The organism is Pseudomonas sp. GW822-FHT04C11 (assembly GCF_058800905.1).
Window position 1 is genome coordinate 151,401 of the sequence record NZ_JBXAMS010000012.1, and the last position, 20,190, is coordinate 171,590.

The 20,190-nt window shown below is 58.6% G+C and carries 22 protein-coding genes; 12 read left to right on the forward strand and 10 right to left on the reverse strand.

Annotated elements, in window-relative coordinates; translation table 11 throughout:
- The first annotated feature begins 18 nt into the window (after positions 1 to 18).
- The 3 genes from AC1RJ3_RS19920 (at position 19) to cysB (ending at position 2,606) form a co-directional block, all read left to right on the forward strand.
- The gene (locus tag AC1RJ3_RS19920; protein ID WP_054596345.1) at positions 19 to 924 is read left to right on the forward strand and encodes a 5'-nucleotidase; all 906 of its coding nucleotides are present in this window, start codon (positions 19 to 21) and stop codon (positions 922 to 924) included.
- 93 nt (positions 925 to 1,017) lie between these two features.
- Entirely contained in the window at positions 1,018 to 1,518 is a 501-nt protein-coding gene (locus tag AC1RJ3_RS19925; RefSeq protein ID WP_054596346.1) for a universal stress protein, read from the forward strand.
- A gap of 113 nt (positions 1,519 to 1,631) precedes the next feature.
- Positions 1,632 to 2,606 (forward strand): HTH-type transcriptional regulator CysB, encoded by a 975-nt coding sequence (gene cysB / locus AC1RJ3_RS19930; protein ID WP_007955684.1) that lies wholly within the window; start codon positions 1,632 to 1,634, stop codon positions 2,604 to 2,606.
- Positions 2,607 to 2,611: 5 nt separating this feature from the next.
- On the opposite strand, the gene AC1RJ3_RS19935 is transcribed toward cysB, so the two are convergent.
- Together AC1RJ3_RS19935 and AC1RJ3_RS19940 are read right to left on the reverse strand one after the other, a co-directional pair.
- On the reverse strand, positions 2,612 to 3,094 hold the full coding sequence (locus tag AC1RJ3_RS19935; protein WP_493080056.1) for a GreA/GreB family elongation factor: 483 nt from the start codon (positions 3,092 to 3,094) through the stop codon (positions 2,612 to 2,614).
- A 2-nt stretch (positions 3,095 to 3,096) separates the two neighbouring features.
- Entirely contained in the window at positions 3,097 to 3,498 is a 402-nt protein-coding gene (locus AC1RJ3_RS19940; RefSeq protein WP_347929361.1) for a hypothetical protein, read from the reverse strand.
- Positions 3,499 to 3,620: 122 nt separating this feature from the next.
- On the opposite strand from AC1RJ3_RS19940, the gene earP reads away from it, so the two are divergent.
- On the forward strand, positions 3,621 to 4,754 hold the full coding sequence (gene earP, locus AC1RJ3_RS19945) for an elongation factor P maturation arginine rhamnosyltransferase EarP (RefSeq protein WP_493080058.1): 1,134 nt from the start codon (positions 3,621 to 3,623) through the stop codon (positions 4,752 to 4,754).
- 48 nt (positions 4,755 to 4,802) lie between these two features.
- Entirely contained in the window at positions 4,803 to 5,372 is a 570-nt protein-coding gene (locus AC1RJ3_RS19950; RefSeq protein ID WP_007943632.1) for an elongation factor P, read from the forward strand.
- A gap of 77 nt (positions 5,373 to 5,449) precedes the next feature.
- Here the strand turns inward: AC1RJ3_RS19950 and AC1RJ3_RS19955 are convergent, their stop codons facing one another.
- Positions 5,450 to 5,869 carry an organic hydroperoxide resistance protein gene (locus AC1RJ3_RS19955; protein WP_123584054.1) on the reverse strand — a complete coding sequence of 140 codons (420 nt, stop codon included), beginning with the start codon at positions 5,867 to 5,869 and terminating at the stop codon, positions 5,450 to 5,452.
- 306 nt (positions 5,870 to 6,175) lie between these two features.
- On the reverse strand, positions 6,176 to 6,637 hold the full coding sequence (locus tag AC1RJ3_RS19960) for a MarR family winged helix-turn-helix transcriptional regulator (RefSeq protein WP_054596351.1): 462 nt from the start codon (positions 6,635 to 6,637) through the stop codon (positions 6,176 to 6,178).
- Between the two features lie 121 nt (positions 6,638 to 6,758).
- Between AC1RJ3_RS19960 and AC1RJ3_RS19965 the strand changes: the two genes are divergently transcribed.
- On the forward strand, positions 6,759 to 7,493 hold the full coding sequence (locus tag AC1RJ3_RS19965) for a sulfite exporter TauE/SafE family protein (RefSeq protein ID WP_173859977.1): 735 nt from the start codon (positions 6,759 to 6,761) through the stop codon (positions 7,491 to 7,493).
- On the opposite strand, the gene AC1RJ3_RS19970 is transcribed toward AC1RJ3_RS19965, so the two are convergent.
- Complete coding sequence (locus AC1RJ3_RS19970) at positions 7,483 to 8,337, reverse strand: LysR substrate-binding domain-containing protein (RefSeq protein WP_216742114.1); 855 nt, start codon at positions 8,335 to 8,337, stop codon at positions 7,483 to 7,485. The two genes, AC1RJ3_RS19965 and AC1RJ3_RS19970, sit on opposite strands and share 11 nt — an antisense overlap.
- Before the next feature lie 97 nt (positions 8,338 to 8,434).
- On the opposite strand from AC1RJ3_RS19970, the gene AC1RJ3_RS19975 reads away from it, so the two are divergent.
- Entirely contained in the window at positions 8,435 to 8,650 is a 216-nt protein-coding gene (locus tag AC1RJ3_RS19975) for a DUF1127 domain-containing protein (RefSeq protein WP_054598273.1), read from the forward strand.
- 64 nt (positions 8,651 to 8,714) lie between these two features.
- Positions 8,715 to 9,944, forward strand: coding sequence for a winged helix-turn-helix domain-containing protein (locus tag AC1RJ3_RS19980; RefSeq protein ID WP_493080061.1), 1,230 nt, complete (start codon positions 8,715 to 8,717; stop codon positions 9,942 to 9,944).
- A 123-nt stretch (positions 9,945 to 10,067) separates the two neighbouring features.
- Here the strand turns inward: AC1RJ3_RS19980 and AC1RJ3_RS19985 are convergent, their stop codons facing one another.
- Complete coding sequence (locus AC1RJ3_RS19985) at positions 10,068 to 11,414, reverse strand: class II 3-deoxy-7-phosphoheptulonate synthase (protein WP_103315665.1); 1,347 nt, start codon at positions 11,412 to 11,414, stop codon at positions 10,068 to 10,070.
- Positions 11,415 to 11,570: 156 nt separating this feature from the next.
- Between AC1RJ3_RS19985 and AC1RJ3_RS19990 the strand changes: the two genes are divergently transcribed.
- Positions 11,571 to 12,326 carry a spermidine synthase gene (locus AC1RJ3_RS19990; RefSeq protein WP_054596356.1) on the forward strand — a complete coding sequence of 252 codons (756 nt, stop codon included), beginning with the start codon at positions 11,571 to 11,573 and terminating at the stop codon, positions 12,324 to 12,326.
- A gap of 156 nt (positions 12,327 to 12,482) precedes the next feature.
- Here the strand turns inward: AC1RJ3_RS19990 and AC1RJ3_RS19995 are convergent, their stop codons facing one another.
- Positions 12,483 to 13,274: a crotonase/enoyl-CoA hydratase family protein gene (locus AC1RJ3_RS19995; RefSeq protein WP_103315666.1), complete on the reverse strand. Its 792-nt coding sequence runs from the start codon at positions 13,272 to 13,274 to the stop codon at positions 12,483 to 12,485.
- Between the two features lie 422 nt (positions 13,275 to 13,696).
- Here AC1RJ3_RS19995 and AC1RJ3_RS20000 point away from each other — a divergent pair, with 422 nt between their 5' ends.
- Positions 13,697 to 15,370 (forward strand): DEAD/DEAH box helicase, encoded by a 1,674-nt coding sequence (locus tag AC1RJ3_RS20000; RefSeq protein ID WP_054596358.1) that lies wholly within the window; start codon positions 13,697 to 13,699, stop codon positions 15,368 to 15,370.
- 126 nt (positions 15,371 to 15,496) lie between these two features.
- Here AC1RJ3_RS20000 and AC1RJ3_RS20005 read toward each other — a convergent pair whose 3' ends face one another.
- On the reverse strand, positions 15,497 to 16,264 hold the full coding sequence (locus AC1RJ3_RS20005; protein WP_493080064.1) for a DODA-type extradiol aromatic ring-opening family dioxygenase: 768 nt from the start codon (positions 16,262 to 16,264) through the stop codon (positions 15,497 to 15,499).
- A gap of 103 nt (positions 16,265 to 16,367) precedes the next feature.
- On the opposite strand from AC1RJ3_RS20005, the gene AC1RJ3_RS20010 reads away from it, so the two are divergent.
- Positions 16,368 to 17,024, forward strand: coding sequence for a thiopurine S-methyltransferase (locus AC1RJ3_RS20010; RefSeq protein ID WP_493080066.1), 657 nt, complete (start codon positions 16,368 to 16,370; stop codon positions 17,022 to 17,024).
- Positions 17,025 to 17,089: 65 nt separating this feature from the next.
- Here the strand turns inward: AC1RJ3_RS20010 and htpX are convergent, their stop codons facing one another.
- Positions 17,090 to 17,977 (reverse strand): protease HtpX, encoded by an 888-nt coding sequence (htpX, locus tag AC1RJ3_RS20015; protein ID WP_054596361.1) that lies wholly within the window; start codon positions 17,975 to 17,977, stop codon positions 17,090 to 17,092.
- A 313-nt stretch (positions 17,978 to 18,290) separates the two neighbouring features.
- Positions 18,291 to 19,502: a pyridoxal phosphate-dependent aminotransferase gene (locus AC1RJ3_RS20020; RefSeq protein WP_054596362.1), complete on the reverse strand. Its 1,212-nt coding sequence runs from the start codon at positions 19,500 to 19,502 to the stop codon at positions 18,291 to 18,293.
- A gap of 224 nt (positions 19,503 to 19,726) precedes the next feature.
- Between AC1RJ3_RS20020 and msrB the strand changes: the two genes are divergently transcribed.
- Positions 19,727 to 20,122 (forward strand): peptide-methionine (R)-S-oxide reductase MsrB, encoded by a 396-nt coding sequence (msrB, locus tag AC1RJ3_RS20025; RefSeq protein WP_054596363.1) that lies wholly within the window; start codon positions 19,727 to 19,729, stop codon positions 20,120 to 20,122.
- Positions 20,123 to 20,190: the final 68 nt, after the last annotated feature.

Sequence of the window (20,190 nt, forward strand, 5' to 3'; positions counted from 1 at the left end):
TCACCTGGGGGGAGCAGCATGGCAAAAGGGATAGGCGATAAATTGGTGCTGGCGATTTCTTCGCGAGCGCTGTTCGATCTGAGCGAAAGCCACAAGCTCTATCTGGCGAGTGGCGTCGAGGCTTATCGGCAGTATCAGATCGAGCACGAAGACGAAATCCTCGAGCCGGGTGATGCGTTCCCACTGGTGCAAAAACTGTTGAACCTCAATACCAGCCTCGGTCGGGCGCGGGTCGAGGTGGTGCTGGTGTCGCGCAATAGTGCAGACACCGGTTTGCGAGTCTTCAACTCGATTCACCATTACGGGCTGACGATTTCCCGCGCGGCGTTTGTCGGCGGGCGCAGTCCATATCCGTACCTGAAGGCCTTCGGCTGCGATCTGTTTCTCTCCACCCACGCCGATGATGTGCGCAGCGCACTCGATGCCGGCTTCGCCGCGGCGACGATTCTGTCCGGTGGTGCGAGCCGCGCCGCCAGCGAAGAGTTGCGCATCGCCTTCGATGGCGACGCCGTGCTGTTTTCCGATGAGTCGGAGCGGGTTTATCAGTCGGGTGGCCTCGAGGCCTTTCAGGCCAACGAGCGCGAAGCCGCTCGCGAGCCGTTGCGCGGAGGTCCGTTCAAAGGTTTTCTGGCCGCGCTCAATCTGTTGCAGCGCGAGTTTCCTGATGACAGTTGCCCGATCCGCACTGCACTGGTGACCGCGCGTTCGGCACCGGCTCACGAGCGGGTAATCCGTACGTTGCGCGAGTGGGATATTCGACTCGACGAATCGCTGTTTCTCGGCGGGCTGGCGAAATCGGCGTTTCTTGAAGCCTTCGCCGCCGACGTTTTTTTCGACGACCAGGCAGGTCATTGCGAGTTGGCGCGTGAGGTGGTCGCCACCGGCCACGTCCCTCACGGTGTCAGTAATGAACTGAAGATTTAAGCCCAACGTTCAATGCCTTGCGCAGAACGTCGTATCGCTGTGGCGCTGCTAAGCTGAATTAATCGCCGCCATCTTTGCATTCGAGGAGATCAAATGATCCATTCGATGCTGTATGCCACTGACCTCGGCCTGTACGCACCCTTTGTGATGCAGCATGCGTTGGCATTGGCACGAACATTCAAAGCCGATCTGTATGTGGTGCACGCCGTTGAGCCTATGGGGCTTTTTGCCGAATCGGTGTTGCAGAGCTATCTCGACGAGCAAGCCTTGAATGAATTTCACAGCCAGGGTTTGAACACGGTGATGGCTAATATCGAGCAGCGGGTATTCGACAGCTTCCGCGAAGAGTTGGGGGAGGGGCAGCAGGACCTGGAGCTGATTCAATCGGTCAGAGTATTTCAGGGTGACCCGTCGCAGGTCATTCTTGATCAGGCACAGAAACTCTCGGTGGATTTGTTGATCCTAGGAAGTCACAGCCATGGGGCCGGTGGAGAAACACCGTTGGGACGGACTGCTGCGCGTGTGCTGCAGTTGTCGCACGTGCCGGTTTACCTGGTGCCATTGTCGCAGCGTCGGCGTCACGGCGATATTTAAGGCGAGAATGCTGGCCTTTTGATGAAAAAGTTCTAGATTTATTCTTCAAACCATTAATATAGTTATATACCGTCGCTGATGCCCGTGGCGTCTATCTGCTTTGAGGGATTCATATGAAGCTTCAACAATTGCGCTACATCTGGGAAGTGGCGCACCACGACCTCAACGTTTCCGCAACGGCCCAAAGCCTGTACACCTCGCAGCCGGGCATCAGCAAGCAGATCCGTCTGCTGGAAGACGAATTGGGTGTCGAGGTTTTCGCGCGCAGCGGCAAACACCTGACCCGAGTCACCCCGGCCGGTGAACGAATCATCACCACCGCTGGCGAAATTCTGCGCAAGGTCGAAAGCATCAAGCAGATCGCTCAGGAGTTCTCCAACGAGAAGAAAGGCACCCTGTCGATTGCCACCACCCACACCCAGGCACGTTATGCACTGCCACCGGTGATCAGCAATTTCATCAAGCAATACCCGGACGTTGCCCTGCACATGCACCAGGGTTCGCCGATGCAGATCGCCGAAATGGCCGCTGACGGCACCGTGGATTTTGCCATCGCCACCGAAGCGCTGGAGCTGTTCGGCGATCTGGTGATGATGCCGTGCTACCGCTGGAACCGTTGCGTAGTCGTGCCGCAAGGTCACCCGCTGACCAAGCTGCCGAAGCTGACCCTCGAAGCCCTGGCTGAATACCCGATCGTGACGTACGTGTTCGGTTTCACCGGTCGCTCGAAACTCGACGAAGCCTTCAGCCATCGCGGCCTGACCCCGAAAGTGGTGTTCACCGCCGCCGACGCCGACGTGATCAAGACTTATGTTCGCTTGGGTCTGGGTGTCGGGATCGTGGCGAAAATGGCCGTCGATACCAAACTCGACAACGACCTGGTGGTGCTCGACGCCAGCGAACTGTTCGAATCCAGCGTGACCAAAATCGGTTTCCGTCGCGGGACGTTCCTGCGTGGCTTCATGTGCGACTTCATCGAGAAGTTCGCCCCGCACCTGACTCGCGAAGTCATGGCCAAAGCCATCCAGTGCCACAACAAGCAGGAACTGGAAGAGCTGTTCGAAGGCGTTGAACTACCGGTTCATTGAACTGACTAGACCACCTCGGTGACAGCGAACTGTTGCCGAGTGCCCGCCACCACGATCTCCACCTCATCGCCCTCGAACTTGCCCAGCAAACTTTTGCCCAGCGGTGAGCGTGGGGTGATGACGGTAATCAGTTGCCCCACCAGATCAACCTTCAAGCCGGCTGCATCAGGCGCCAGGAACAGCCACTGTTCGCGCCCCTTTTCGTCTTCCAGGCCCAACAGCGCACCGACTTCAATCCCGCGCTGGTCGTCATAAGCGCGCAATGTCAGGTTCTTGCACAGCGCCAGTGACTGGCGGATTTCCTCCACCCGTTTGGCCTGTCCAGCGGCCAGATAAGACGCTTCCAGTCCCAGGGTGTCGTACTTGTTCTCGGCGATGTTTTCTTCGTGAGTCGCGGTTTCGTATGCGGTTTGCGCTGCACGCTCGGCGATGTCGAGATCGACCGCAAGCTTTTCCAGAATCAGTTGGTGGACCGTGTGTTTGTTCATGATCAATCGCAGAATTGCTGGACGTTGGCGCGGCTTTTTTCGCTGGGGGCGGTTTGGTCTTGCTGCATCCAGAACTGGCATTTCGGGTTGGACAGGTTACGGGTATTGCTGCGTGCCTGATCGAGCGTTTGCTGTTGCGCCTGTTTGCGCAGGTTTTCCTTGTACTGCTCGAACATCTGATTCTCGGGTGCCGGTTCAACCGCCGCGGGCTTGGGTTGTGCTATTCGATGCGCCGCATCGGCAAGCGGGGCGAGTTGTTCGCTGAACAGCAGTTTCGACGCCAGCCAGCAGGTCAGCGCGATGGCCAAAAAACCCAGCCACAAACCCACGGCGATGCTGGCAATCAGTTGCAATGGGCTGAGTGTGATGGACACCGTGCGGCGAACGTGTGGACGGTAGGGCATGGCTGCTTCCTGGCGAGGGTGGTGGGCTGCGGCGATTGTCGCATGAAGATTAATCGGCGTCGGCTCTTCTGCGCGCAACGATTTATGCGGACAATTAAGTTCTTTGCCCCACGGAGCCTGGAATGAAAGTCGACTGGGATATTTTCTGCACGGTCGTCGACAACTACGGCGACATCGGCGTGACCTGGCGCCTGGCCCGACAATTGGTGGCCGAACATCACTGCGCAGTACGGCTGTGGGTCGATGACCTGCGGGCCTTCGAACGCTTGTGCCCGGAACTCGACATCAGTGCTGCCCGGCAGTGGCAGCAAGGCGTCGAAGTCTGCCATTGGCCGGCCGACTGGGCGCCGACAGAGGCCGCCGATGTGGTGATCGCTGCATTCGCCTGCCAGTTGCCGCATGCCTATATGGAGGCAATGGCGGCGCGCGAAAAGACTCCGCTGTGGATGAACCTCGATTATTTGAGTGCCGAAGACTGGATCGTCGGCTGCCATGGCTTGCCGTCGGTGAAGTACAAACAGGTGCAGAAGTACTTCTTCTTTCCGGGGTTTAAGGCGGGTACTGGCGGCTTGTTGCGTGAGCGCGGGTTGCTGGAGCGGCGCGAGCAGTTTCAACACAGCACTGAGGCTCAGCGCGAATTCCTGCAAGGGCTGGGCGTCGATCGCGCCGAAGGTACGCGGCTGATTTCGTTATTCGCCTACGAGAATGCCGGATTGGCCGATTGGCTGGACGTCATGGCGAGTGACATTCATGCCACTCATCTGCTGGTGCCCGAGGGTCGGATTCTGGGCGACGTCGAGCGCTGGCTGGGCGTTGAAGGGCTTGGTGTCGGCGCATTACAGGTGCGCGGGGCGTTGACCGTGCAGGTGTTGCCGTTCGTCCGACAGGATCAATATGACCTGCTGCTGTGGTGTTGTGATTTCAATGCGGTGCGTGGAGAGGACTCGTTCGTCCGCGCGCAATGGGCGGCCCGGCCAATGCTGTGGCATATTTATCAACAGGAAGAAGATGTCCACCTGGACAAACTCGAAGCCTTTCTGACGCTGTACACCGCAGGCCTTTCTCCGGCGGCAAAAGCCGCGCTCGTCGGATTATGGCGAGCCTGGAACACGGGCGCTGGAATGGCTCAGGCATGGGTTGCGACACAGGAACACTGGCCAGAACTGCAAAAGCACGCTCAGGCATGGTGTCTGGATCAGGCTTTGCAGGCCGATCTTGCCACGGCGCTGGTACAGTTTTATGTAAATTGGATATGATACGCGGCCTAGATTTTTGTAAATCCCATCCAAATTCGGATATTCGCAATGAAAACTGGTAAAGAACTGAAACCCGGTACGGTGATCCGTCTCGAAAACGACCCTTGGCTGGTTCAGAAAGCTGAATTCACCAAGTCCGGTCGTAACAGCGCGATCATGAAGACCAAGCTGAAAAACCTGCTGACCGGTTACAAGACCGAGATCGTTTACAGCGCTGACGACAAACTGGACGACGTAATCCTCGACCGCAAAGAAGCGACCCTGTCGTTCATCAGCGGCGACACCTACACGTTCATGGACACCACCGACTACACCATGTACGAGCTGAACGCTGAAGACATCGAAGCTGTTCTGCCTTTCGTTGAAGAAGGCATGACCGATGTTTGCGAAGCGATCTTCTTCGAAGAGCGTCTGGTTTCCGTAGAACTGCCGACCACTATCGTGCGTCAGGTTGACTACACCGAAGGTTCCGCTCGCGGCGACACTTCCGGCAAGGTGATGAAGCCTGCCAAACTGAAGAACGGTACCGAACTGTCGGTTGCCGACTTCATCGAAATCGGCGACATGATCGAGATCGATACCCGCGAAGGCGGTTCTTACAAAGGCCGCGCTAAATAAGCGCAGTTTTTTGCAGGAAAGAAAAAGCCCGACCATCGAGTCGGGCTTTTTTGTGCGCGTCTGTTGGGTGCGAACACTCAGACAGTGACGTGCAGGCGAACGTCTACATTGCCGCGCGTGGCGTTGGAGTACGGGCAGACCTGGTGCGCGGCGTCGACCAGCGATTGCGCGTCGGCCTGTTCCAGGCCTGGCAGGCTGACGTGCAGGTCGATGTCGAGACCGAAACCACCTGGAATCTGGCCAATCCCGACGTGAGCGGTGATCGAGGCATCATCAGGGATTTTGCGCTTGGTCTGGCTGGCGACGAATTTCAGTGCGCCAATGAAGCATGCGGAGTAACCGGCCGCGAACAGTTGCTCAGGGTTGGTCGCCGCACCGCCGGCACCGCCGAGTTCTTTTGGCGTGGCGAGCTTGACGTCGAGGATGTTGTCGCTGGAAACGGCGCGACCATCACGGCCACCGGTAGCGGTTGCAACTGCGGTATAGAGAGTTTGCATGGTGTGGGCCTCGTTCGAATTTGATTTTTGCGCTAAAGGTTTGCGCGCTAAGTAATTGCGGAATAAATGTAGCTCGCGAATGTTTTGCGCACAAGATAAATTTTTAAAAATGTTTGTCGAGGGCCGGCTGGCAAGTGGATACCTGCGCCTGGAAGTATTGAGCTAGAGGTGTTGGCGGGGGGATATGCGAGGAGAGAGATTTTTATCTCAAGGCAGCCGTCTTCGCGGGCAAGCCCTGCTCCTACAAACCTGTAGGAGCAGGGCTTGCCCGCGATGAACGATGACGCGGTAGCTCAGGTAGCCCGCTCAGAGGCTCTCTTGCAGATGACTGCGCAGATTTTGCAGATCGGCCTGCAGTTTGCGCATTTGTTCCAGGGTCTGGCCGCTGGCGCCGAGGATGCACGGCGGAATCTCTCGGGCTTTTTCCCGCAGGGCGCGACCTTGTTCGGTCAGCTCGACAATCACCACGCGTTCATCTTCGCGGCTGCGGGTGCGGCTCAGCAGGCCTTCGGCTTCCAGGCGTTTGAGCAGTGGCGTCAGGGAGCCGGGATCGGTCAGCAGGCGCGTGCTGATTTCGCCGACGGTCAGCCCGTCGCGCTCCCACAGCACCATCATTGCCAGGTATTGCGGATAGGTCAGGCCCAGTGCTTGCAACAAGGGTTTGTAGACCTTGGTCATCAGCAGTGAGGTTGAGTGCAGGGCAAAGCACAGCTGGTTATCCAGCAGCAGGTTGTCGCAGTTGTCCGGGGTGTTGCGTTGGGTGTTCATGTCTAAACCTTGATCATTCATCGTCATGAATTTAGCGGTCGAGTCTTTAATGCGCCAGATAATTTTTGGTTTAGGATGCGAGGCCTGATTTGAGAGGGAGTCGTCAGTGATTGAGTTAGTCATGTATCTGGTGCTCGGCGCTGCGCTGGGCACTGTCGGCGGTGTGTTCGGGATTGGCGGTGGTTTGATCGCGATTCCCGCGTTGGGCGTGTTGTTCGGTCTGGATCAGCAAATTGCCCAGGGCACGGCGCTGGTCATGGTGGTGCCTAACGTGATGCTGGCGCTGTGGCGCTATCATCAGCGCAATCGCATCGAACTGCGCCACGCATTGCCGCTGGCTTCGATGGGCTTCTGCTTTGCCTGGATCGGCTCGATCTGGGCGGTGGGCATTGATGCACAGCTGATGCGCATCGGTTTTGTAGCGTTCCTGATCGCCTTGTCGGCCTACAACTTGTTGCGCATGTTCATGGCCACTGCGCCGGCTGCCTCGCAGATGCGTTACTCGTGGCCTTGGCTGGGTGTGTTGGGCGCAGCTTCGGGGACCATGGGCGGGTTATTCGGCGTGGGCGGCGCGGTGGTGGCGACGCCGGTGCTCACCAGCCTGTTCGGCACCACGCAAGTGGTGGCTCAAGGGTTGTCATTGGCGCTGGCGTTGCCCAGCACCGGCGTCACGCTGGTGACTTACGCGCTCCATCATCAAGTGAACTGGAGCATCGCACTGCCGATGGCCGTCGGCGGTTTGCTCAGCATCAGCTGGGGCGTGAAGATCGCCCACGCCATGCCGGAGCGTTTGCTGCGCGGGTTGTTCTGCGCCTTTCTGGTGCTCTGCGCGGTGATGCTCGCCTTTAAAGTTTGAAGCCTTCGACAATGTGCTCCGCCAGGCATTCGGTGATGGGTGAAGGGTTGTTCAGGTTGCGCACCAGCATGATGCTGGCTTCGGGCAACAAGGGCAGGCCTTCAGCCTCGCCGAGGATGCGCATGTCCTGGGTGATCAGGCTTTCCAGTTGCGCGGTGACCGCCAGCCCGGCGCTGACCACCGCCATGATCGCCGACAGGCTCGAACTGTTGTAGGCGATCCGGTACTCGCGCCCGGAAGCGTCCAGCGCATTGCAGGCCCAAAGCCTGCAAAAACAATCACTGTTGAACATCGCCAGAGGCAGCGGCGTCTGCTCGTTGGGGCTGAAGCACTGCGCCTGCGCCCAGACAAATCGTTCCTTGCGCAGCAGTTGGCCGATCTCGCTGCCGGGTTCACGGGTGACGATCGACAGGTCCAGGTCCTGACGCAGCAGTAACTGCTTGGATGACTCGCAATGGACCTCGATCTGGATCAGCGGATAGGCCTGGGCAAAGCGCGAGAGGATGCCCGGCAAGAAACGCATGACATAGTCATCCGGGGTGCCGATGCGCACCGTGCCGACCATGTGTGGCTCACGCAGGGTGTTGAACACTTCGCTGTGGAGTTTCAGGATCCGCCGGGCATAACCGAGCAACACCTGACCCTCGGCGGTCAGCTTCACCTGACGGCCGTCGCGCTGAAACAACTGGCGTTGCAGCACATCCTCTTCCAGCCGTTTCATCTGCATGCTCACCGCCGATTGCGTGCGATTGACCAGCTCGCCAGCGCGGGTGAAACCACCCTGGTCGGCAATGGCAACGAAGGTGCGCAGGACTTCCGTATCGATACTCGGGTAGTGGCTCAATTCATCAATCTCCGAGATGTATTGCATAAGAAACATTCGTTGGATTGATCTTAGCTCCGGCGCGAGACTTCAGTCATCTACAACGGAGGGCAAGATGATGAAAGGTCAAAAAGGTTATGTGCTGGTTGGAAAGTTTCACGGGTTTTCCCTGGGCCATTGGCTGGAAAAAATCGTCCGCTGGCATGAACTTCATCGTGAGCGCGCTTTGCTGGCGAGCATGAGTGATGAGGCGCTCAAGGATATCGGTATCAGCCGCGCCGATGTCGAGCATGAAGTCGTCCGGCCATTCTGGGATGACCCGATGCACAAATGAGTACCGAACCGCTACACAAGCAGCTTCACACTGAGGTAGTTTGCGAGCAGACAAGGAGATGCACATGCCCGCAGAACTGTCCTTATCCCTCAAACAGGCTCGGCGTCTGGCACTGGCCGCCCAAGGTTTCACCGGGCGCCAGCCGCCAGCGGCGGTCAAGCCCGCTCAGCTCAATCGCCTGATCGAACGCTTGGGTATTCTGCAAATCGATTCGGTCAACGCACTGGTGCGCTCGCACTATCTTCCGCTGTTCTCGCGTCTTGGCAACTACTCCGCCGACTTGCTCGACCAGGCCGCCTGGAGCCAGGGCCGACGGCGTACGTTGTTCGAGTATTGGGGGCATGAAGCGTCGTTGTTGCCGCTGTCGATGTATCCCTTGATGCGTTGGCGCATGCAGCGCGCGGCGCAAGGCGAGGGGATCTATCAGCAACTGGCGCGATTCGGTCGCGACCAGCAAGAGACCATTCGCCGCGTCCTGGCTTCAGTCCAGGAGCTGGGTGCACTCGGCGCTGGCAGTTTGTCGACGCGCCAGGAGCGGGCCGGTCCGTGGTGGGATTGGAGCGCTGAAAAGCATGCACTGGAATGGTTGTTCGCTGCCGGCGAAGTGACGGTGGCTGGGCGTCGCGGCTTTGAGCGTCTTTACGACTTGCCGGAACGGGTGATTCCCGAATCGATACTCAAGCAACCGCTGCTCGGCGAAACCGAGGCGCAACGCGGATTGCTGTTGCATGCAGCCAATGCGTTGGGTGTCGGCACGGAAAAGGATCTGCGCGACTATTTTCGTTTGGGTCTGACCGAGTGCCGCAACGGCCTGGCCGAGCTGGTTGAAAATGGTCAGTTGCTGGTGTGCGGGGTGCAGGGCTGGAAGCAACCGGCATACTGCCTGCCGGAGCCAAAAGTGCCGCGTAAGGTTGAAGCCAGTGCGTTGCTTTCACCGTTTGATTCGTTGATCTGGGAACGCAGTCGAACCGAGCGGTTGTTCGATTTTCGTTATCGACTGGAAATCTACACGCCACCAGACAAGCGGGTTTACGGCTATTACGTGCTGCCGTTTTTGCACAACGAGCGGATTGCCGCGCGGGTCGATCTTCGAGCGGAACGGGCGTTGGGTCGATTGGCAGTGCATGCGGTGCACGAAGAAGAGCAAGGCCTGGATGAGCAGGGGATGCAGGCGTTGGCGGCGAATCTTCGGCAGATGGCCGATTGGTTGGGGTTGGAGCAGATTCAGCTCAATTGCCCGCGGGCCAGTGCGGCGCGGTTGCGGGTGGCGTTGACGCAGATTGGCGGTGCCTGAGCTGACGCCTTCGCGAGCAAGCCTGGCTCCTACGGGTTAGGGTTGTTACGGCCAACCTCATTCTCTGTAGGAGCCAAGCTTGCTCGCGATGGCGGTGTGTCAGGCAACACAAGGCTTACAGATTCAGCGCCGAACCTGCTTCAGGGTCTCGGCAATCAAGAACGCCAGCTCCAGCGACTGATCGGCATTCATCCGCGGGTCGCAATGGGTGTGGTAACGGTCCGACAAACCATCTTCGGTGATCGGCCGTGCACCGCCGATGCATTCGGTGACATTCTGCCCGGTCATCTCGATATGAATGCCGCCGGCATAGGTGCCTTCCGCTTCGTGAACCTGGAAGAACTGCTTCACCTCGCCGAGGATCTGCGCGAAATCCCGGGTCTTGTAGCCGCTGCTGGCCTTGATGGTGTTGCCGTGCATCGGGTCGCTGCTCCAGAGCACTTTCTTGCCTTCGCGTTCGACCGCACGAATCAGCTGTGGCAGATGGTCGCCGACCTTGTTTGCGCCCATCCGCGCGATCAGGTTCAGGCGGCCTGGATCGTTGTCGGGGTTGAGCACATCGATCAGGCGAATCAGTTCTTCGGTGTTCATGGACGGGCCGACCTTGACCCCGATCGGGTTGTTCACCCCGCGCAGGAACTCGACATGAGCGCCATCGAGCTGACGCGTGCGATCGCCGATCCACAGCATGTGCGCCGAGCAATCGTAGTAATCGTTGGTCAGGCTGTCGCGACGTACGAAGGCTTCTTCGTAGTTCAACAGCAGCGCTTCGTGGGCGGTGAAGAAACTGGTTTCGCGCAATTGCGGCGAGCTGTCCATGCCGCAGGCGCGCATGAACGCCAGGGTTTCATCGATACGGTCGGCCAGGTGGCTGTACTTTTCGGCCAGCGCCGAGTTGGCGATGAAGTCCAGGTTCCATTTATGCACTTGATGCAAGTCGGCAAAACCGCCCTGGGCAAAGGCCCGCAGCAGGTTCAGGGTCGCGGTGGACTGGTGATAGGACTGCAACAGGCGATCCGGGTCGGGGACGCGGCTTTTTTCATCGAAACCGATACCGTTGACGATGTCGCCGCGGTAGGCCGGCAGGGTCACGCCGTTGATGGTTTCGTCATTGGACGAGCGCGGTTTGGCGAACTGCCCGGCCATACGTCCGACTTTTACCACCGGACAACCGGCGGCGAAGGTCATGACGATCGCCATTTGCAGCAGGACTTTGAAGGTGTCACGGATTTTTGCCGCCGAGAATTCGGCGAAGCTTTCCGCGCAATCGCCGCCTTGCAGCAGAAACGCCCGGCCCTGGGTCACCTCGGCAAACTGACGGCGCAACTCCCGGGCCTCACCGGCAAACACCAATGGCGGATAACTGGCCAGGCTTTGCTCGACCTGTTGCAAATGCGCAGCGTCAGGGTAGTGGGGTTGTTGCTGGATCGGCAGGGCGCGCCAGCTGTCAGGACTCCAGGGTTGGCTCATCATGAACTCTAATGTTTTACGATCGGACGTTTATGTTACCAGCAATTAGTGCGTGACCTGTTCCCGAAGCTTGGCGGACAATCGCGCCTTTGCCGCGTCAAGCGGAATGAATGATTGCGTTGCCGGGGATCAGCCCGACAACGACCAGGAGACGAAATGACTGAGGAGCGCGTCGAGCATCTGCTCGCCGAGGTGCACGATGAATTCGGCATGATCCGGGTGCTGGAAGTGGCGGATTACCGTTTTCTCGAATTTGGTGATGCCATCGAGCAGAGCTGCGTGTTCACTGCCGATCCGAGTTGGCTCGAGTACGACTACACCCGCGCGATGCTGATTGGTGCGTTGTGCCATGAACAACCGGAGAGCGCGCTGTTTCTCGGCCTGGGGGCGGGCACCCTGACTCAGGCGTGCCTGAAGTTCCTGCCGCTGGAAGACGTCGAAGCGATCGAGTTGCGCCCGGACGTACCGCGCCTGGCCATCGAGTACCTGGGGCTGGACGACGATCCTCGTCTGTATATCCGCATCGGCGACGCTCTTGAGTTGCTCGAGACCGCTGAGTCGGCGGATCTGATTTTCGTCGACCTTTATACCGATGTCGGGCCGGGTGTCGGCCATTTGGCCTGGGGCTTTCTGGAAAACTGTCAGAAACGCCTGAACCCGGGCGGCTGGCTGGTGATCAATCAATGGGCGACCGATGACGGCAAGCCACTGGGTGCGGCATTACTGCGTGGGCTCTATCACCGGCATTATTGGGAGCTGCCGGTGAAGGAGGGCAACGTGATCCTGATCGTGCCAGCCGACCTTGACCAGGAACTGGACATGCAAGGATTGACCGCCCGCGCCGAAGCGCTGGCGCCGCGGTTGGGGTATTCGCTGCAATCGCTGATCAAGGCGATTCGCCCGGCGACCTGAATTCTGGCGAGCCACTGTGGCGAGGGAGCTTGCTCCCGTTGGGGCGCGAAGCGACCCCAGAACCGGCAAGCGCCGTCTTTCTGATGCACCGCGATTGCTGCTTCACGACTGCTGCGCAGCCGAACGGGAGCAAGCTCCCTCGCCACAAAGGCAATGTCAGCAGCCTTTGAATACGCCCGGGCGTTTCTCGATCAACGATCGCACGCCTTCCTTGGCGTCTTCACTGTTGAGCAACTTCTTGACCAGCGCTGGCAAAGCCAATGCCGCCGCTGTTTCGCCCTCCAGATGGGCCTGGCGCGCGGACTGCAAGGTCGCCTGAACCCCCAGCGGCGCCTGCCTGGCAATGCGTTCTGCCAGCTCGATCGCACGCGGTAACAGGTCTTCGCTGGCCATCACCTCCTGCACCAGTCCCAGACGCAGCGCTTCGTGGGCATCGAACTCATCGCCGGTCAGCAGCCAGCGCATGGCATTGCCCCAGCCGGCTACCTGATGCAGGCGCAAGGTTGCCCCGCCAAAGGGGAAGATGCCGCGCTGCACTTCCATTTGCGCAAAACGGGTGTTGCTGGCGCAGAGGTTGATATCGGCGGCCAGCATCAGTTCGATGCCAATGGTCAGGCAATAACCCTGGGCCGCAACAATCACCGGTTTGCTGACCCTGGGGCCAACGAACACCCCCCACGGATCGCAACCGCCGGCCGGGACTTGCCAGCCTTCGGCCAGTGCCGCGCTGACACTCGCCAGGTCCAGCCCGGCGGTAAAGTGCTCGCCATGACCGAACACCACCGCAACGCGGGCCTCGCTGTCGGCTTCGAACTCGCCATAGGCCAGGCTCAGTGCGTTGAGCAGATCGAGGTCAAATGCATTGCGCTTGGCCACCCGGTCCAGCCCGATCAACAGGACATGACCGCGTCGTTCACGGCTGACACGACTGCAATCTGCTTGATTCATGGGGTCTATCCTCGGGCGGGGAAGGGGGGCGCGGACCAAAGGTCATAGCCTGAAAGATGAACCGTTTAAGTGTCACGACCAACAGGGCCGGGCCTTTGAAAAATAGACCGTTGCACGATTATCCGCAAAGCCTGTGACACAACGGTGTATGCCGGGTTTTTCCGACAAATAAAGCTCCCTTTTTTGGCGAATTCCGGTATAGTGCGCGCCGGTCTTTAGCCAGGCCGCGTTTAGGTAGCGCAATTCCCCGAAGTCAGCTTCGGCTGCACGTCCGCACAGCGGACTCTTCCTTGACGAATCTTTTTCATTCATTCGTTTTCGCAAATCCCCGCCGACAAAGCAGCCAGGGCGACTCTTGAGTCTTACACGGCATGCGCAGCTTTGGAGCATGGGTCTTTGCGGATGCACTTAGAGGCAGACCCATGACCCAGGAAACCGGCGGCTTCGCCGCTTTTAACCTTAATCCGAATATTCTTGCAGCCGTCATCGCGACTGGCTACGAAGAGCCTTCGGCTATTCAGCAGCAATCGATCCCGATCATCATGGCCGGTCACGACATGATTGGTCAGGCGCAAACCGGTACGGGTAAAACCGCTGCGTTCGCCCTGCCGATCCTGCACCGCATCGATCCTGCTAAGCGCGAACCGCAAGCCCTGATCCTGGCGCCAACCCGTGAGTTGGCGCTGCAAGTAGCAACCGCTTTCGAAACCTACGCCAAGCAAATGCCGGGCGTTACCGTTGTGGCCGTTTACGGCGGCGCGCCTATGGGCCCGCAACTGAAAGCAATCCGTAATGGCGCACAGATCGTTGTCGCCACTCCGGGCCGTCTGTGCGACCACCTGCGTCGTGACGAAAAAGTATTGGCGACCGTGAACCACCTGGTTCTCGACGAAGCTGACGAAATGCTCAAGCTGGGCTTCATGGACGACCTGGAAGTTATCTTCAAGGCCTTGCCGGCAACCCGTCAGACCGTATTGTTCTCGGCTACCCTGCCGCAGTCGATCCGTGCCATCGCCGAGCGTCATCTGCGTGATCCGCAGCACGTGAAGATCCAGACCAAGACTCAGACCGTTACCGCGATCGAACAGGCTCACCTGTTGGTTCACGCTGACCAGAAGACCTCGGCTGTATTGAGCCTGCTGGAAGTGGAAGACTTCGACGCGCTGATCATGTTCGTGCGTACCAAGCAAGCGACCCTGGACCTGGCCAGTGCCCTGGAAGCCAAAGGCTACAAAGCCGCTGCGCTGAACGGTGACATTGCTCAGAACCAGCGTGAGCGCGTGATCGAGTCCCTCAAGGATGGTCGTCTGGACATCGTTGTGGCGACCGACGTTGCTGCTCGTGGTCTGGACGTTCCACGTATCACTCACGTTTTCAACGTTGATATGCCGTACGATCCAGAGTCCTACGTTCACCGTATCGGCCGTACTGGCCGTGCCGGTCGCGAAGGTCGTGCATTGCTGCTGGTGACTCCGCGTGAGCGCCGCATGCTGCAAGTGATCGAGCGTGTAACTGGTCAAAAGGTAGCTGAAGTTCGCCTGCCAGACGCTCAAGCCGTTCTCGATGCACGCATCAAAAAACTGACCAACAGCCTGTCGCCGCTGGTGGCCGATGCCGAATCGACTCACGGTGATCTGCTGGATCGCCTGACTGCCGACATCGGTTGCACCCCGCGTGCACTGGCTGCTGCTCTGCTGCGCAAGGCTACCAACGCTCAGGCACTGACCCTGGCTGCCATCGAGAAAGAACGTCCACTGGTGCCGAACAATGCACCGCGTGGCGATCGTCCAGAGCGTACCGGTGATCGTCCGGACCGTGGTGATCGCGAGCGTCGTGCTCCGATCCCATTGGCCGAAGGCCGTGCTCGTTGCCGTACCGCGCTGGGTGCGCGTGATGGTATCGCTGCCAAGAACCTGCTGGGCGCCATCCTCAACGAAGGTGGTCTGGCTCGTGAAGCAATCGGTCGTATCCAGGTGCGTGACAGCTTCAGCCTGGTCGAGTTGCCGGAAGATGGTCTGGAGCGTCTGCTGACCAAACTGAAGGACACTCGCGTTGCCGGTAAGCAGCTGAAACTGCGTCGCTATCGCGAAGATTGATCCGCTTTCGGGCTGATTGATCGCAGATAAAAAATCCCCGACTGGTTCGGGGATTTTTTTTGCCTGCAGTTTTGTGTCTGGCCTTTGTTGATCGTTCCCACGCTGCGCGGGAACGAGCGGCAGGATTCAGCCGAAACGATAGATGTCCATCCCCAGCGCACCCATGGTGAACCCCTGGTGGGCGATGCTGAAATCGCCACCGGCGCCGCGGGCGAAGTACAGCGGCAGCAAGTGTTCGTCGCTGGGATGGCTGCGCACGGCATTCGGGGCTTGCCGGCGATAGTCGTGCAGGGCGGCTTCGTCGTTTGTGGCGAGCTTTTCAATCATCCAGTCACGAAAGGCCTTGGCCCAGGGCTCGACGCTTTCCGGGCCGGCATGCCAGTCCAGTTCGCGCAGGTTATGGGTGATGCTGCCGGAACCAATCAACAGCACGCCTTGCTCGCGCAGACTGGACAATGCGCGACCGACGCGGGTTTGCAGGGCTGGGCCAAGACGACTCGGCAGTGATACCTGCACCACCGGAATGTCGGCCCGCGGATACATCAGAGACAGTGGCACCCAAACACCATGATCGAACGGACGCTGGTTATCGAGCTGTGCCGGCAAGCCATCAGCCTTGAGTAATTCGGCGACCTGCGCCGCGAGTTCCGGCTGGCCGGGTGCCGGGTATTGCACCGCGAACAGCGCGGCGGGGAATCCGCCGAAGTCGTGCCAGGTTTCCGGTTGCTCAGCGCTGCCGACGCGCAGGTCCTGGCTTTCCCAGTGTGCGGAAACGATCACGATGGCCTTGGGTTTCGGCAGTTCGCTGGCCAGGCGGGCGAGCGCCGGGCCACTGGCGCCGGGCTCCAGTGCCAGCATGGGTGAACCGTGAGAGATAAACAGGCTGGGGAACATGAATAAGGTCCTGAGCGTTAAGATGGGAGCATCTTCAGTCAGATCATTGATCTAAATCTAATATAAGTTTTAGGGCATATAGATCGAAATATCAGGGGGATTTATGCAGCCGGAGTTTTGGCAAAAGCGTTGGGAGCTCAATCAGATCGGTTTCCATCAGTCAGAGGTTAATCCTTATTTGCAGCAATACTGGCCGCAATTGAATCTGGCAAAGGGCTCGCAGGTGTTGGTGCCGCTCTGTGGGAAAAGTCTCGATCTCGTGTGGCTGGCAGGGCAGGGACATCGGGTGCTGGGTGTCGAGTTATCGGAAAAAGCCGTTGAGGAGTTTTTTCGTGAGCAGCAACTGACACCGCAGATCACCGAGCAAGGTGCGTTCAAGGTCTACCAGGCGGGCCCCCTGGCATTGTGGTGCGGGGATTTTTTCGGCCTGACCGCAGGCGATGTGGCCGATTGTGCGGCTGTCTATGATCGGGCGGCGCTGATTGCCTTGCCACCGCTCATGCGCGAGCAATACGCCGCGCACCTGAGCCGGATTTTACCGTCAGCTTGTGAAGGCTTGTTGATTACGATGGACTACGATCAGGCGCAGATGGACGGGCCGCCCTTTGCAGTGACGGATGAAAACGCGCAGACATTGCTGGGTGGTCGCTGGCAGCTTGATTTCTGTGAGGTGCGGGACATTCTGGGGGAGAGCTGGAAGTTCCTCCAGGCGGGCGTTACGCGCCTTGAAGAGCGGGTATATAAATTGATGGCTCGCTAAACAGCAAAAGATCGGCATAAAAAAGGGGCGATCAAATCGCCCCTTTCGTATCACCGCAGAACCTCTCAGCCCCGACGACGCAAGGCGTCGATACGCTCTTCCAGTGGCGGGTGGCTCATGAACATGCGAGCGAACCCTTGCTTGATGCCACCGTTGATGCCGAAGGCATTCAAGGTGTCCGGCATGTGCACCGGCAGGCCCTGTTCCGAGCGCAGGCGCTGCAGGGCGCCGATCATGGCGCTGGTGCCGGCCAATTGGGCGCCGGCTGCATCTGCACGGAATTCGCGTTTGCGCGAGAACCACATGACGATTGCGCTGGCCAGGATACCCAGTACCAGTTCGGCGAAGATGGTCGCGACATAGTAGGCGATGCCTTGGCCTTCTTCGTTTTTGAAGATCACCTTGTCGACGAAATTACCGATGATCCGTGCGAAGAACATCACGAAGGTGTTCACCACGCCCTGAATCAGCGCCAGCGTTACCATGTCGCCATTGGCCACGTGACCGATTTCATGGGCCAGGACGGCTTTCACTTCATCGGGCGAGAAACGCTCGAGCAAGCCCTGGCTGACCGCGACCAGCGCGTCGTTCTTGTTCCAGCCGGTGGCGAAGGCGTTGGCCTCGTAGGCCGGGAAAATCCCGACTTCAGGCATCTTGATTCCAGCTTCGCGCGACAGCTGCTCGACGGTTTGCAGCAGCCATTGTTCATGGCGAGTGCGCGGCTGGCTGATGATTTGGGTGCTGGTGCTCATCTTCGCCATCCACTTGGAGATGAACAGCGAGAACAGCGAGCCGGCGAAACCAAAGACCGCACAGAAAATCAGCAGCTGATTGAGGTTGAGATCAACCCCGTTGGCCGCCATGAACCCGTTGAAGCCGAAAAGGCTCAGGGTGATGCTGGCAATCAGCACGACCGCCAGGTTAGTGGCCAAAAACAGCAGGATGCGCATCATGGTTGTAGAAATCTCCTCGTGCTAAATATGTAGCGTACTGCGGGGTATATAAGGTGCCGCACCAGGCTATTCAACCGGGTGACTATTTCAAACTGTGTCCTACAGCTGGATTCTAGATGCTTGCAGGGCATTTCTGACGTCACCTGAATAGATATTTGGCTGGATTTTGCTTTCACAAGTCCCGCCTCTGTTGGGCGTAACCGGCAGCCGCGTAAATCCGCCTGCACTCAAGGCGCTGTCGCAGTCGAAGAATGGAGATGTGTTGCTGAATTAATCGCCGAGGGCTTTTTTGAGGCCCTCGGCGTTATCGCGCTTACTGGCGATAGGACTTGAGGAAGTTGCCGATCCGACCGATAGCCATGTCCAGGTCGTCCACCCGTGGCAGGGTCACGACGCGGAAGTGGTCCGGCCATGGCCAGTTGAAGGCTGTGCCCTGGACCACCAGCAGTTTTTCCGAAAGCAGCAAGTCGAGAACGAACTTTTCATCGTTGTGGATCGGGCAGACTTTTGGGTCGATCCGCGGGAACGCGTAGAGCGCGCCCATCGGTTTGACGCAACTGACGCCCGGGATGTCGTTGAGCAGTTCCCAGGTGCGGTTGCGCTGTTCCAGCAGGCGACCTTGCGGCAGCACCAGATCATTGATGCTCTGATAACCACCCAATGCGGTCTGGATTGCATGCTGGCTTGGCACGTTGGCGCACAGGCGCATGTTGGCCAGCATGTCGATACCTTCGATGTAGCTTTGGGCGTGATGCTTGGGACCGGAAATGGCGATCCAGCCGGAGCGGAAACCGGCAACCCGATAGGACTTGGACAGACCGTTGAAGGTCAGGCACAGCAGGTCCGGCGCCAGGGACGCGGTGCAGATGTGCACGGCATCGTCGTAGAGAATCTTGTCGTAGATCTCGTCGGAAAACACCACCAGGTTGTGCTGGCGAGCCAGTTCCAGCATGCCCAACAGGACTTCCTTGGAGTACACCGCACCGGTCGGGTTGTTCGGGTTGATGATGACCAATGCCTTGGTGTTCGGGGTGATCTTGGCCTTGATGTCGGCCAGGTCCGGCCACCAGTTGGCTTGCTCGTCACACAGGTAGTGCACCGGATTGCCACCCGCCAGGCTGACCGCCGCGGTCCACAGCGGATAGTCGGGAGCCGGGACCAGTACTTCGTCACCGTTGTTGAGCAGTGCCTGCATCGACATCACGATCAGTTCGGAAACGCCGTTGCCCAGGTAGATATCTTCGATGCCGACACCTTCTACCTGTTTCTGCTGGTAATACTGCATGACGGCCTTGCGCGCGCTGAACAGGCCTTTGGAATCGCTGTAGCCCTGGGCGGTCGGCAGATTACGGATCACGTCCTGGAGGATTTCATCGGGCGCTTCGAAACCAAAAGGCGCCGGGTTGCCAATGTTCAGCTTGAGGATGCGATGGCCTTCCTCTTCCAGGCGTTTGGCGTGCTTGAGCACTGGGCCGCGAATGTCGTAGCAGACGTTGGCGAGCTTGTTCGATTTGCTGACCTGCATGGCGATGTGTTCCCGAAAATGAACGATCCAGACGCTGTATGAACTACCGTACTGGGAATCCTGCGTTTTCACACACGCCTGGCGCCTGGGGTCACCGCACCAAAATCCGTTTGAATGCGGGTAACGCGGCTGCCAGACTGGCGATTAACGAGGCGCAATCATACGTGCCGCCTGATCCGTGGAAAAGGTACAGATCAGGCTTTTTCAGATGCAGAGGTATGACAATGGAAAAGTTGGAAAAAACCCTGGAAGAATGGCGCGCGATGCTCGACCCGGAGCAGTACAACGTTTGTCGTCTGAAGGGCACCGAACGGCCGTTCTCGGGCAAGTACAACGGCACCAAGACCGATGGTGTCTATCACTGCATCTGTTGCAACGAACCGCTGTTCGACTCAAAAGCCAAGTTCGATTCAGGCTGTGGCTGGCCGAGCTTCTATGAGCCGATCGGCGAGAGCGCCATGGTCGAGATTCGTGATATCAGCCACGGCATGATTCGTACCGAAGTGGTCTGCGCCAAGTGCGACGCGCACCTGGGGCATGTATTCCCGGATGGCCCGCCACCGACTGGCTTGCGTTATTGCATCAACTCGGTGTGCCTGGACCTGGTGCCGCGCGAATAATGTGAGTCCTGACCTGCGGCAGCTCCTTCTCGGCAGGTTATTGATTTATTAAATTGCACACAATCTAA